The sequence below is a fragment of the Micromonospora pisi genome (genome assembly GCF_003633685.1).
GTDB classification, from domain to species: domain Bacteria; phylum Actinomycetota; class Actinomycetes; order Mycobacteriales; family Micromonosporaceae; genus Micromonospora_G; species Micromonospora_G pisi.
This window is the reverse complement of the sequence record NZ_RBKT01000001.1, coordinates 4353597-4366226: the sequence shown is the minus strand read 5'-3', so window position 1 is coordinate 4366226 and position 12630 is coordinate 4353597. Positions and strand designations below refer to the sequence as shown.

At 71.0% G+C, this 12630-nt stretch carries 11 protein-coding genes; 10 read left to right on the top strand and 1 reads right to left on the bottom strand.

What is annotated here, in order from left to right:
- The first annotated feature begins 6 nt into the window (after positions 1–6).
- Positions 7–1074, top strand: a complete 1068-nt coding sequence (locus BDK92_RS18550) for an iron-containing alcohol dehydrogenase family protein (protein WP_121157843.1) — start codon at positions 7–9, stop codon at positions 1072–1074.
- Positions 1049–1774 (top strand): CDP-alcohol phosphatidyltransferase family protein, encoded by a 726-nt coding sequence (locus BDK92_RS18545; protein WP_121157842.1) that lies wholly within the window; start codon positions 1049–1051, stop codon positions 1772–1774. Before BDK92_RS18550 ends, BDK92_RS18545 begins: the two co-directional genes overlap by 26 nt.
- A 131-nt stretch (positions 1775–1905) precedes the next feature.
- Here BDK92_RS18545 and BDK92_RS18540 read toward each other — a convergent pair whose 3' ends face one another.
- Positions 1906–3078: a glycosyltransferase family 4 protein gene (locus tag BDK92_RS18540; protein ID WP_121157841.1), complete on the bottom strand. Its 1173-nt coding sequence runs from the start codon at positions 3076–3078 to the stop codon at positions 1906–1908.
- 25 nt (positions 3079–3103) lie between these two features.
- Here BDK92_RS18540 and BDK92_RS18535 point away from each other — a divergent pair, with 25 nt between their 5' ends.
- The 8 genes from BDK92_RS18535 to BDK92_RS18500 all read left to right on the top strand — a co-directional run bounded on the left by BDK92_RS18535 (position 3104) and on the right by BDK92_RS18500 (position 12629).
- Positions 3104–3964 (top strand): Fpg/Nei family DNA glycosylase, encoded by an 861-nt coding sequence (locus tag BDK92_RS18535; protein ID WP_121157840.1) that lies wholly within the window; start codon positions 3104–3106, stop codon positions 3962–3964.
- A 271-nt stretch (positions 3965–4235) separates the two neighbouring features.
- Positions 4236–5786 (top strand): sugar transferase, encoded by a 1551-nt coding sequence (locus BDK92_RS18530; RefSeq protein WP_246017113.1) that lies wholly within the window; start codon positions 4236–4238, stop codon positions 5784–5786.
- A gap of 252 nt (positions 5787–6038) precedes the next feature.
- The gene (locus BDK92_RS18525; protein ID WP_121157838.1) at positions 6039–7256 is read left to right on the top strand and encodes a sensor histidine kinase; all 1218 of its coding nucleotides are present in this window, start codon (positions 6039–6041) and stop codon (positions 7254–7256) included.
- 38 nt (positions 7257–7294) lie between these two features.
- Positions 7295–8050 (top strand): LytR/AlgR family response regulator transcription factor, encoded by a 756-nt coding sequence (locus BDK92_RS18520; RefSeq protein ID WP_121162366.1) that lies wholly within the window; start codon positions 7295–7297, stop codon positions 8048–8050.
- A 93-nt stretch (positions 8051–8143) separates the two neighbouring features.
- Positions 8144–8821, top strand: a complete 678-nt coding sequence (locus BDK92_RS18515) for a response regulator transcription factor (RefSeq protein ID WP_121157837.1) — start codon at positions 8144–8146, stop codon at positions 8819–8821.
- Positions 8818–9909: a HAMP domain-containing sensor histidine kinase gene (locus tag BDK92_RS18510; protein ID WP_121157836.1), complete on the top strand. Its 1092-nt coding sequence runs from the start codon at positions 8818–8820 to the stop codon at positions 9907–9909. The genes BDK92_RS18515 and BDK92_RS18510 overlap by 4 nt, the downstream gene beginning before the upstream one ends.
- A 390-nt stretch (positions 9910–10299) precedes the next feature.
- Positions 10300–12117 (top strand): DUF4153 domain-containing protein, encoded by a 1818-nt coding sequence (locus tag BDK92_RS18505; RefSeq protein WP_121157835.1) that lies wholly within the window; start codon positions 10300–10302, stop codon positions 12115–12117.
- 98 nt (positions 12118–12215) lie between these two features.
- Positions 12216–12629, top strand: a complete 414-nt coding sequence (locus BDK92_RS18500) for a DUF485 domain-containing protein (RefSeq protein ID WP_121157834.1) — start codon at positions 12216–12218, stop codon at positions 12627–12629.
- The last annotated feature ends 1 nt before the right edge of the window (position 12630 follow it).

Genomic DNA, 12630 nt, shown 5'->3' with positions numbered 1-12630 from the left:
GACCACATGCCGCTGCTCGCCCGTACGGTCAACACACCGCTGGTCATCGAGGTGCGCCGTGGCGCCGTCGCCGACCTCGGCCCACTCCTCGCCGACCGGCGGATCTCCGCCGGTGGCGACGTGGCGGTCGTGGTCGGCCCGGGACAGGGCGAACGGATCGTCGAGCTGATCCGCCCCACCCTCGGCTCCGCCGACGTCTTCACCGTCGCCGGTGGCACCCTCGACGCCGCCCTCGAACTCGGCGACAAACTGCACGCCCGGTCGTACGACGCCGTGGTCGGCATCGGCGGCGGCAAGACAATCGACACCGCCAAGTACGCCGCCACCCGCTACGCCATTCCGATGGTGACCGTGGCTACCAGCCTGGCCAACGACGGGATCGCCTCCCCGGTCGCCTCACTCGACCACGAGGGGCGACGCGGCTCGTACGGAGTGCACATCCCGATCGCGATCGTGGTCGACCTCGACTTCGTCGAGAACGGGCCGGACCGGCAGACCCAGGCCGGCATCGGTGACGCGGTCAGCAACATCAACGCGGTCGCCGACTGGGAACTGGCCCACGTCGCACGCGCCGAGCCGATCGACGGGCTCGCCGTGACATTGGCCCGTACCGGTGCGGAGGCACTGGTCAACCACCCCGGCAAGATCACCGACGATGGTTTCCTCACCGCCCTGGCCGAGGCGTTGATCCTCGGTGGCATCTCGATGTCGGTCTGCGGTTCGAGCCGGCCGGCCAGCGGCAGTTGCCACGAGATCTCGCACGCCATCGACACGCTCTACCCCGGCACCGGGTCGCACGGCGAGCAGGTCGGGCTCGGCGCCCTGTTCTGCACCTTCCTGCGCGGCGACCCGGAACGGTTCGGCCAGCTCGCCACCTGCCTGCACCGGCACGGGCTCGCCACCACCCCGGCGGATCTGGGGCTCACGGTCGAGCAGTTCGCCGAGGCGGTGACGTACGCGCCGCGCACCCGGCCGGACCGCTACACGATCCTGGAACACCTCGCCCTGACTCCGACCGCGATCCGTGAGCGGCTGGCAGACTACGCCGATGCACTCCGCGACCACCTCAGCTGAGCTGTCCCGTCCGACCGCCGCCGACTTCTACCGGGTGAACCGGGGCGGTGGCCTGTTCAGCGAGGCGCTCAGCCAGCGCCTCGGCGCCGCCTTCGCGCTGGCCGGGCACCGGTTCGGGCTAAGCCCGACCGCGTTGACCCTGGGCAACCTGGCCCTCGGTCTGTCCGCCTCGATCGCCGTGGTGGCACTCGCCGGGCCGGTGGCCGACGGAGACGTACCGGCCTGGGTGGTCGGGCTGATCGCGCTGGTCTGCTGGCAGGTGGCGTACTCCCTGGACTGCGCCGACGGGCAGCTCGCCCGGGTGACCGGGCGGGGCAGTCCGGCCGGCGCCCGGGTGGACATCCTCGCCGACGTGGCGTCGCAGATCGCGCTGGTGTCAGCGCTCGGTGCGACCGCGGTGGCGCAACGCCCGAGCACCCCGGTCTGGCTGATCGCGGCGTTCGCCGGCACCTGGATGGTCAACCTGGTCACCTCGGTGATGCAGGCCGGCCCGAACCACGCCAGCATGGTCAGCTCCACCAGCCTGCCGGTCCGGGTGGTGAAGCTGATCCGCGACTACGGCGCGGTGATCTTCGTGGCCGCCCTGGTCCTGCTCCTCGTCCCGGCCGCGACCATCTGGCTCATTGCCGCCTTCACCCTGATCAACGGCGGTTTCCTCCTCGCCAGCATCGCCTTCTCCGCCCGCGCCTCCCTCCACTAACCCCCCACCCCCGCCTCCCTCCCCGCCCCCACCCTCCGCCGATCTAGGGCAATTGGTTGTCCCTGGAGATCAACGCGCAGGGATTTGCCCTAGATCGCCGAGGGGCGGGGAGGGGGAGGGGCGAGGCAGGGTCAGGGGGTGGTTAGGGAGGCGTAGGTGGCGAGGAGTTGGGTGGTGACGACCTCGGGGCGGAAGGTGTGTTCGTAGCGGGCGCGGGCGAGCGGGGAGAGCGCCGCCGCACCGGCGCGCGCGGTGGGGAGCGCCGCGGCGAGCGCGGCCGGGTCCGGCGGCACCACCCAGCCCGCCGCACCCGCCGGGTGGTCCATGCCGATCAGGTACGGCACGCCGCCGAGCGCCGTACCGAGCACCGGCCGGCCTGCGGCGAGCGCCTCGATCACCACCGTCGGCAGTACGTCGTGCCAGGTGGGGACCGCTACGACGACGGCGGTGGAGCGGACCGCCGCCCAGACCCCGGGCCGGTCCAACGGCCCGAGGTACTCGACGTCGGAGCGTTCCCGGGCGGCTGCCTCGGCGAGTGGCCGCAGTTCCCCGTCGCCGGCGATCCGCAGCGGCCCGAGTGTGCCCTCTGGGTGTTGCCGCCACGCGTCGAGCAGCAGGCCGAGCCCCTTCTCGGGGGAGAGCCGGCCGTAGAAGAGGAAGCCTTCGCCCAGCGGGGCCGGCTCGCCGGGGTCGGGGATCGCGTTGGGTTTGATCACGATCCGGTCGTCGGCAATGCCGTACTCGCGTAGGTGGTCGGCGACGGCGGAGGTGAGCGCGATGAAGCGGTCGACCGAGCGCCAGGTCGGCCGGTGTACGGCGAGCGTGGTCGCCATCAGCGCGCTCTGCACCCGTGATCCCCGGTAGCAGCGGTGCACGATCGCCGGCACGCCGAGCGCCCGACCGCGACAATCATGACAAATACCCTTATCCCGGAAGTACAGCCCGGAAGAGCAGACCTGTCGGTAGTTGTGCACCGTCTGCACCACCGGCACGCCGTGCTGGTGCGCGGTCCGCACCACCCAGGGCGAGAGCAACGGGTACGGGTTGTGCAGATGCAACACGTCCGGCCGGTGCGTCTCGATCAGCCGGCTCAGGTCCCGCTGCGCCTGTGGCGCGTAGATCGGCGAGATCGGCAGCAGCGCCTTCGCGCCCTTCGACATCGCCGGGATCTCGTCCGAGCTTCGCAGGAAGGGGACGACCTCGACCCCGGCCGCAGTGAGCTGCGCGATCTCCAGATCGACCATGGTGTTCTCGCCGGACGGCTGGGCTTCGCGATACCGGTTGTGCGCAACGACCACCTTCACGCGACTAGAGGCTACCGTTAGTGACGTGCCCGAACTGCCTGAGGTAGAGGCGCTCGGCGCCTACCTGCGCGAGCGTGCGGTGGGACGCCGGGTGGAGCGGCTGGAGATCGCCGCCATCAGCGCCCTGAAGACGTACGACCCCGCGCCCACTGCCGCGACCGGTCGCCCGGTGATCGGTGCCGGCCGGTACGGCAAGTTTCTCGACGTCCGCTTCGACGGCGGCCTGCACCTGGTGGTCCACCTCGCCCGGGCCGGCTGGCTGCACTACCGGGAGGCGTTCCCCTCGACCGCCCCCCTCAAGCCCGGCAAGGGCCCGATCGCGGTACGGGTACGACTCGACGACAGCTCCGGCTTCGACCTGACCGAGGCCGGTACGCAGAAGAAGCTCGCCGCGTACCTGGTCACCGACCCGGTGCAGGTGCCCGGGGTGGCCCGACTCGGCCCGGACGCGCTCGCCGCCGACCTTCCACTCTTCAGCGAACGGTTACGTTCCCGACGCGGGCAGGTCAAGGGCGTGATCACCGACCAGGAGATCATTTCCGGGGTGGGCAACGCCTACTCGGACGAGATCCTGCACATGGCCCAGCTCTCCCCGTTCGCGATCACCGACCGGCTCACCGACGGCCAGTTCGCCACCCTGCACACCGCGACCCGTCAGGTGCTCGGGGACGCGGTGGCGCGGTCGGTGGGACAACGGGCCGCCGAACTGAAGGGAGAGAAGCGCTCCGGGCTGCGGGTGCACGGCCGCGCCGGGCTTCCCTGCCCGGTCTGCGGCGACACGGTGCGTGAGGTCTCCTTCGCTGATTCGAGCCTGCAGTACTGCCCGAGTTGCCAGACCGGAGGCAAGCCCCTCGCCGACCGCCGACTATCCCGACTTGTGCGTTAGGTGACCGACAATTGGCTGTGGGTACAAACCGCCCAGGTGGAGATGAAATCTCCATCTGACAGATCTGGTGAGGACGCCATCCATCGGTATAGTGACCCGGTCCGAGGCTCTTATCGCGCCGGGCCGGCTCGCTCTCATCGCACGCCGATGAGGCGTAATGTCCCTCCGGTCGACGCCCCTACCGGGGCCTGCGTGGGAGACTGAGACGGTGGGCGACCCGAGCCCTTTCGGCAAATGGGCGGCACGTGTCACACGGGAGGACGTAGGTGAGGTGACGACAAGCCTCCAGCGCCCGGTAACTGGCACTGGCCGGAATGGCCCGGTACGACACGTCGACAGCTTCGAAATCCAGCTGCCGACCACTCCGCCACCGAATGGCGTACCCCGGTCCGCCTGGGCCAAGGTCAGCCGGCGGGTGTCCCGGTGGCACCGCCCGTACACCCTGATCCTGCTCGTACTGGACTTCGCCGCGGCCGCGCTGGCGAGCTGGGTCTCGATCGAGCTGTTCGAGAAGGCCACCGCCGGGTTCGGCGACCCCAGGTTGTTCCACACGGTGACCTATCTGCTGCTGCCGCTCGGCTGGCTGCTGGCACTCTGGGGCAACCGGGCCTACGACCGGCGCTATCTCGGCATCGGCACCGAGGAGTTCAAACGGGTCGTACGGGCCAGCGTGGTGGTCGCGGCGAGCGTCTCCTTCATCGCCTTCGCCACCGTCACCAAGCCGTCCCGTCTCTCCGTCGCCACCGCGTTGATCACTGCGCTGGTATTCATTCTGATTCTCCGGTTGCTGGCCCGTTCCGTGCTGCACACGATGCGTCGGCGCAGCGGTCACGCCGCGCACCGGATGGTGCTGGTCGGCACCCTGCCGGAAGCGTTGGAGGTCTACACCGCGGTCACCCGCAGCCCGGCCGCCGGCCTGATTCCGGTCGCCATCCACCTCACCGACGGTTACGCCGCCGCCCGGGGGATCGACACGCCGGTGCCGATCTACGCCGGACGGGACGTCCTGTCGCTGGTCCGCGAGGTGGCCGGCGACACCATCGCGGTCTGTGGCTCGGCGAGCTGGGAACCGGGCGAACTGCGCCGGCTCGCCTGGCAACTCGAAGGTTCCGGTATCGACCTGGTCGTCGCCCCGCAGCTCACCGACATCGCCGGTCCCCGGGTGCACATCCGGCCGATCGAGGGTCTGCCGCTGCTGCACGTCGAGGAGCCCACCCTCTCCGGTCCGGCGCTGCTGGCGAAGAACCTGCTCGACCGGGTCGCGGCCGGGCTTGGTCTGCTGATGCTCTCCCCGCTCTTCATCGCCATCGCGCTCGCGATCCGGATCTCCGACCCCGGACCGGTCTTCTTCCGCCAGCCCCGGGTCGGCCACGAGGGCCGCACGTTCCGGGTCTGGAAGTTCCGCACCATGTACGTGGACGCCGAGGACCGCCTCGCCGGCCTGGTGGACCAGAACGAAACCGACGGCATGCTCTTCAAGATCAAGGAAGATCCCCGGGTCTTCCCCGTCGGTCGCTTCCTCCGCGCCAGTTCGCTCGACGAACTCCCCCAGCTGATCAACGTGCTCAAGGGCGAGATGTCCCTGGTCGGCCCCCGCCCGCTGCCCGCCGACGACGGCGACTTCCTCGGCGACGTACGACGCCGACTGCTCGTCCGCCCCGGCATGACCGGCCTCTGGCAGGTCTCCGGCCGCTCCGACCTCTCCTGGGACGAAGCGGTCCGACTCGACCTCTACTACGTCGACAACTGGTCGCTCGCCTACGACCTCAGCATCCTCTGGCGCACCATCGGTGTGGTCCTGGCCCGCAAGGGTGCTTACTAGCTGGCGTCGGCTCCTGCTTGATGCGTCGGCTGCGCCGACGCGGCTCGCTCCGCTTCGCGCCGCCCCATGCGCCGTCTTCGCCTGCGGGCGACGAAGGCTTCGCCTCGTCGTCCTCGGCTCCAGACGGCGCGGCGGCGCTCGGTCGACTCGCGACTTTGGTGACGGTTAGGACGGACTTACGGCTCCACCGGGCCATCCGGAGGGACGTTCGCTTTCCCCTGCTTGCCGTCGGCCGGGCTAGGTTCTCTTTCCGTGGGACCGAACATGTCTGCTGTGCTCGCGGTCGTGGCGTTGGTGAGCGCGCTCGGCGCGGCGCTCTTCGCTGTGCTGCGGTTACGTGCCCGCCGGGGGATCGCCACGGCAAGCCAGTTGGCGACGTACGACGTGTTGCACACCGCCGGGCTCGCCGCCGAGCCGTTGCGGGCCGGGCTGTCGGCGGCGAGTGCGGCAAAGGCGGTACGGCACCTGCGTGCCCTGGTCGGTGCAGCCGGCCTGGCGCTGGTCGACGAGGTCGAGGTGCTGGCGATCGACGGTCGGGGCAGCCACCATGGCGCCCAGTTCGTGGCTGCCGCGGAGCGGGCGGTCGCGGTGAACCGGTCGACGGTGCTCGGTGAGTCGGAGTTGCGCTGCGACCGGGTCGACTGCCCGGTACGAGGTGCGGTGGTCGCGCCGTTGATCGGCTCGGACGGGAAGGCGGTCGGGGTGCTGGTCGCGGTCGCCGACGACCAGCCGGCACCGGGCCTGGTGCAGGCCACGCTGGAAACGGCGCACTGGGCGAGTGCGCAGCTCGCGCTCGCCGAACTCGACTCGTCGCGGGAGCGGCTGGCGCGGGCCGAGGTACGGGCGCTACGGGCACAGATCAGCCCGCACTTCATCTACAACGCGTTGACCGCGATCGGGTCGTTCGTACGTACGGATCCGGAGCGGGCGCGTGAGCTGATCCTGGAGTTCGCCGAGTTCACCCGGTACTCGTTCCGGGCGCACGGTGAGTTCACCACGCTCGCGGAGGAGTTGCGGTCGATCGACCGTTACCTGACGATCGAGCGGGCCCGGTTCGGTGATCGGCTCCAGGTGCGGTTGCAGATCGCGCCCGAGGTGTTGCCGGTGACGCTGCCGTTCCTCTGTCTACAGCCTCTGGTCGAGAACGCGGTCCGGCACGGCTTGTCCCGTAAGCCGGGACTCGGCATGGTAAGCATCGAGGCTCGTGACGCCGGGGCCGAGTGTCACATCACGGTGGAGGATGACGGGGTGGGGATGGACCCGGCGGTACTCGCGGCCGGGATCGCCGAGGCGGCCCGGGACAGTTCCGACGACTCGGGTCAGCACGTGGGTCTTTCCAATGTGGATGAGCGGCTCCGGTCGGCGTTCGGGGACGGGTTCGGCCTGGTCGTCGAGACGGGGCTGGGATCGGGTACGAAGGTGAGCATGCGGGTGCCGAAGTTCCACCGGCACGTCCGGGCGAATGGGTGACGGTGCGCTCGGGTGACCGGGTGGAAGGAGGTGCGGGTGTGAACGGATTCCTGCGGGTGCTGGCGGTGGACGACGAGCCGCCCGCACTGGACGAGCTCGCGTACCACCTGCGGGCCGACCCCAGGGTGGCCCGGTTGCACACCGCCTCGGACGCCACGGAGGCGCTGCGCGTACTGCGGGACGTCGACGTCGACGTGGTCTTCCTCGACATCCGGATGCCGGGCCTGGACGGCATGGAGCTGGCCCGGGTGCTGCGGCGGTTCGCCCGGCCACCGGCGATCGTCTTCGTCACCGCGTACGACGACGGCGCGGTCGACGCGTTCGACCTCGGCGTGACCGACTACGTCCGCAAACCGGTACGCGCCGAGCGGCTGGCCGAGTCGTTGCGGCGGGTGATCGGCTCCCGGGTGGTGCCCACCCATCCCGCCGCGCTGGCCCGCGCGGAGGAGGATCCGACGATCCCGGTGGAGCTGGCCGGGACGACCAGGATGTTGCCCCGGTCGGCGGTGCGCTGGGTGGAGGCGCAGGGCGACTACGCACGCCTCTACACCTCGGACACGTCCCATCTGGTCCGGGTCCCGTTGGCGACGTTGGCGGAGCGGTGGGCGGACGCGGGCTTCGTTCGGATCCACCGGTCGTACCTGGTGCAGTTGCGACTCATCGCCGAACTCCGGCTGGCCAACTCCGGGTACGTGGTGGTGGTCGACGGCACCGAGTTGCCGGTCAGCCGCCGGCACACCCGGGAGCTGAAGGACAAGCTGGTACGCGCGGCAAAGCAGGACTGGAACAGGTAGACAGCCGGGTTATCCACAGGCGGACCCGGTTCTCCACAGGTTATTCACAACCTGCCCCACCGCTCTCCATCCGAAATGCCTACAGTCCAGTTCATGAACGCACGTCGGGTCCTTGTCGTCGAGGACGAACGGACCATCGCGGAGTCGGTCGCGGCGCGGCTGCGCGCCGAGGGGTTCGCCGTCGACATCGCCGGGGACGGCCCGACCGCGGTCGAGTCGGTACGCCTGAAACCGCCGGACCTGGTGGTGCTGGACGTGATGCTGCCGGGTTTCGACGGGTTGGAGGTGTGCCGGCGGATCCAGGCCGACCGACCGGTGCCGGTGCTGATGTTGACCGCCCGCGACGACGAGACCGATCTGCTGGTCGGATTGGCGGTCGGCGCGGACGACTACCTGACCAAGCCCTTCTCGCTGCGTGAGCTGGCGGCCCGGGTGCACGCGCTGCTTCGGCGGGTGGAACGGGCGGCGAGCACGGCGCAGCAGGTTCTGCGGCTCGGCGACCTGGAGATCAACCAGGCCGAACGACGGGTCCGACGGGCCGGCGTCGAGGCTCACCTCACCCCCACCGAGTTCGACCTGCTGGTGCACCTCGCCGGCCGGCCCCGGACCGTACTGCCCCGGGAGCGGTTGCTCACCGATGTCTGGGGCTGGGCCGATGGTTCCGGCACCCGCACCGTGGACAGCCACATCAAGGCGTTACGCCGGAAACTCGGTGCCGATCTGATCCGGACCGTGCACGGTGTCGGCTACGCACTGGAGGTACAGACATGACCGAGGCGGTCTGGACGTGGGTCAACCGGGGGCTCGACCTGCTGCCCCGCCCACTCGACCCGGTCCGATCGATCAAGGTCAAACTCGGCATTCTGCTGGTGGCCTCGGGCGCCGCCGGACTGGGTTTGTTCTGGATCGGCATCGGCTGGATCCCACCGTGGACCTCGGCCACCGCCATCTTCGTCGCGCTGCTCACCTCGCAGGTCCTGGCCCACGGCATGACCTCGCCACTGCGCGAGATGACGGCGGCGGCGCGGGCGATGGCCAGGGGCGACTACAGCCGTCGGGTGCGGGCCACCTCCCGGGACGAGGTCGGCGAACTCGCGGTCGCGTTCAACCAGATGGCGGCGGAGTTGGCCGAGTCGGACCGGCAGCGGCGGGAGCTGATCGCCAACGTGTCGCACGAGCTGCGTACGCCGATCACCGCACTCCAGGGGGTGCTGGAGAACATCGTGGACGGGGTGGCGGAGCCGGAACCGGCCACCCTGCGGACCGCTCTGGCGCAGACCGAACGACTCGGGCACCTGGTCGCCGACCTGCTCGACCTGTCCCGCCTCGACGCCGGGGTGGTGCCGTTGCGCCGGGTCGACATCGACGTCGCCGACTTCCTCGACGACGCCGTACGTCAGGCGGCGGTGAACGCGAGTGGCGCCGGTCGGACGGTCGAGTTCCAGGTACGCCAACCCGCCACACCGCTGAGCATCAAGGCCGACCCGTGGCGATTGCACCAGGTCTTCGCGAACCTGCTCGACAACGCGGCCCGGCACAGTCCAGCCGGGGGCAACGTGCTGGTCACCGCGGAACAGCACGCTGATCGGCTGAGCGTCGAGGTCTCCGACGAGGGCGAGGGCATACCGGTGGCGGAACGCTCGCGGGTCTTCGAACGGTTCAGCCGGGGCGCACGCGCGGTCGACGGCGGCACCGGACTCGGGCTGGCGATCGCCCGTTGGGTGGTGGAGCTGCACGGCGGCACCATCGCGGTGGCCGACCCCGTCGCGAGCAGCGGTGACCGCCGGAACACCGGTTGCCGGATCCGGGTGACGTTGCCACTCGGGCTGCCCCAGGCGGCGATCGCCACCGGTTCCTGATCTCGATTCGTACGACCGGCCACCGATCACGTCGGCGCCCGGCGACAGACATCGGCCGCCCGGCGCGGGCGTTGAGCCCGCGTGTCCATCGGAGGATGCATGACCCCCAGCCCGTCATCGGACCCGACGTCCGAGAAGAACCCTGCCACCGGCCCGCTGCCGCCGGTGGGCCCGCGGGTAGCGCCGCCGGTGGTGGCGCCACCGGAGACGGTCACGTCGACGCCGGCCAGGACGCCACCACCGGCACCGGTCGCGCCACCTGTCGGCCCGCCAGTCACGCCACCTGTCGGCCCGCCAGTCACGCCACCTGTCGGCCCGCCAGTCACGCCACCTGTCGGCCCGCCGGTCACGCCACCTCTCGGCCCGCCGGTCGCTCGCCGGCCGATGGCGATGCCACCGCCAACGCAGCCCGTGCCGGGGCAGCGGGCGCAGCCGCAAGCGCCGCCAACGGGGGCGCGGTGGGGGACCGTACCGCCACCCCGCCCGCCCGCACCGCCGTCGATCTGGCGTCGACGCTGGCCGGGACCGACCGGCGGCGCGTCCCAGCCGGCCCTCGCCGCGATCGCCGGAGCGGCGCTGATCACTGCGGCCAGCCTCCCGCTCGACCGACCCGGCGTCGGTTGGCTGGTAGCCGCCGTCGCCGGGACGGTGGCGCTCGGCGTCGCGATCCGCCGCCCGTCCAGCGTGCCGGCCGGCACACCATCGAGCCTGACGTCCGGCCGGACGACTGAACCACCGACCAACCCGGCAACGGGCAGACCGGCTGGCCCGGCCGCTGGCCCGGCGGCTGAACCGCCGACCGGCCCGGTCACGGTCACGGACGGCGGCAGCGTCACGGCGGCGGGCCCGAGCACGGTACGGTCCGGCTCCACGGGGGAGCCGGACCGTACCGGGACGGTCGAGCCGGTACGGACAGGTCCGGCCAGGTTGGGCGTCGCCCGACTGTTCTGGGCGGCGACGACGGTGGCGCTGGTGGGCGTCGGCGGTCTTCGGGCGGCCGGCTGGCTCTTCGTCCTCTGCCTGCTCACCGCCGCGGTGACCGCGTGCCTGGCGACAATGAACGGCAAGACCCTGCCCGGCCTCTTCTTCTCCGTCCTGCTCACACCCGAGTCGGTCTTCCGGGCGCGGTCCTGGGCGCTTGCCGGTCTGCGGAGCAGCAGCCGGGCGGGACGGGCGGGCATCGGCCGGACCCTCGCCACCGCGGCCGTCTCCGTTGGCCTGCTGGTCGTCTTCGGTGCGCTGTTCGCCTCGGCCGACGCGGCCTTCGCCGACCTTCTCGACACACTGCTGCCCGAACTGTCGGTCGGGGCGGTGTTCCGCTGGATCTTCGTCGGGCTGGCCGGTGGTGGTCTGCTGCTCGGTGCCGCGTACGTGCTGGCCGCCCCACCGGACCTGAGCGGGTTGGAGCGGCCGGCGCGGCACCGGCTGCGGCGGTTGGAGTGGGCGGTGCCGGTGGCCCTGCTCGACCTGCTCTTCGCGGCGTTCGTGCTGGTGCAGCTCACGAACCTGTTCGGTGGTTCGGCACACGTACGGGAGACCGTGGGGCTCACGTACGCCGAACACGCCCGGGGCGGTTTCTGGCAGCTGCTCGCGGTCACCGTACTGACCCTGATGGTGATCGGCGGCGCCGTACGCTGGGCGCCCCGCGAGACGGCCGCCGAGCGCCTGCTGATCCGGGTCCTGCTCGGCGCTCTCACCCTGTTCAGCCTCGTCGTGGTCGCCTCCGCGCTCTACCGGATGAACGTCTACGCCCAGGTGTACGGCGCGACCCGGCTACGTCTGCTGGTCGCCGCCTGCGAACTGTGGCTGGGCGCGGTCTTCCTGCTCATCCTGGTCGCCGGCGTACGCCTGCGGGCGGCCTGGCTGCCCCGACTGGTGGTGGGCGCGGCGGTGCTGGCGCTGCTCGGTCTGGCCGTGGCGAACCCGGACCGGCTGATCGCCGAGCGCAACGTCGACCGGTTCTTCGCCACCGACCGACTGGACGTCCGGTACCTGTCCCAGCTCTCCGCCGACGCGGTGCCGGCCCTCGACCGGCTCCCCGAACCGTGGCGCGACTGCGCGCTGCGGGAGATCGCCCAGGACCTGACCGACCATCCCGACGACTGGCGGGGCGCGAACCTCGGCCGATCCGCCGCATGGGAACTGCTCCGCGCCGACCCGGTGGTCGGCTCCGGCCAGCGGTACGGAATCTGTCCCGGCACACGCTGACGGGTTAGGAAGGGCCCCTTGTACAACCGATAGCGTTAACAAGGGGCCCTTCCTTACCCTGCACTTGACAATCGGCGCCGGGGGGCGAGACTGCCGGAATGGCCGCTCCCATCGATCCGTCCCCCGATCCGGCGGCTCCGACCGGGCTGCCCCGGTCCCGGGTCGTGCTGGCCGAGGTGGCGCGGCAGGGTCGCGGACCGGAGCGCACCCGGACAGAGTTGACCCAGCAGACCGTGGTCGGCGAGGCACTGGTCCGGGGGCTGGTACGCGCGCAGTTGGCGCTCGCCCTGCGCCTGTCACTGGTGGTCGCGATCGGACTCGGTGGCCTGCCGCTGATGTTCGCGATCGCCCCGGCGGCCGGTGCGGTGAAGCTGTTCGGGGTGAACCTGCCCTGGTTGCTGCTCGGTGTCGGCGCGTTCCCGTTCCTGGTCGGGATCGGCTGGGCGTACGTGCGGTTGGCCGAACGCAACGAGCAGGACTTCACCGACCTGGTTCAGCGACCGGAGCGCTGAG

Excerpts from the sequence above, each read along its gene's own strand:
- BDK92_RS18505 (WP_121157835.1), top strand. The coding sequence starts at position 10,300 with ATGCCACCGCCAACGCAGCCCGTGCCGGGGCAGCGGGCGCAGCCGCAA.
- BDK92_RS18500 (WP_121157834.1), top strand. The coding sequence starts at position 12,216 with ATGGCCGCTCCCATCGATCCGTCCCCCGATCCGGCGGCTCCGACCGGG.
- BDK92_RS18550 (WP_121157843.1), top strand. The coding sequence starts at position 7 with ATGCCGCTGCTCGCCCGTACGGTCAACACACCGCTGGTCATCGAGGTG.
- BDK92_RS18515 (WP_121157837.1), top strand. The coding sequence starts at position 8,144 with ATGAACGCACGTCGGGTCCTTGTCGTCGAGGACGAACGGACCATCGCG.
- BDK92_RS18510 (WP_121157836.1), top strand. The coding sequence starts at position 8,818 with ATGACCGAGGCGGTCTGGACGTGGGTCAACCGGGGGCTCGACCTGCTG.
- BDK92_RS18545 (WP_121157842.1), top strand. The coding sequence starts at position 1,049 with ATGCACTCCGCGACCACCTCAGCTGAGCTGTCCCGTCCGACCGCCGCC.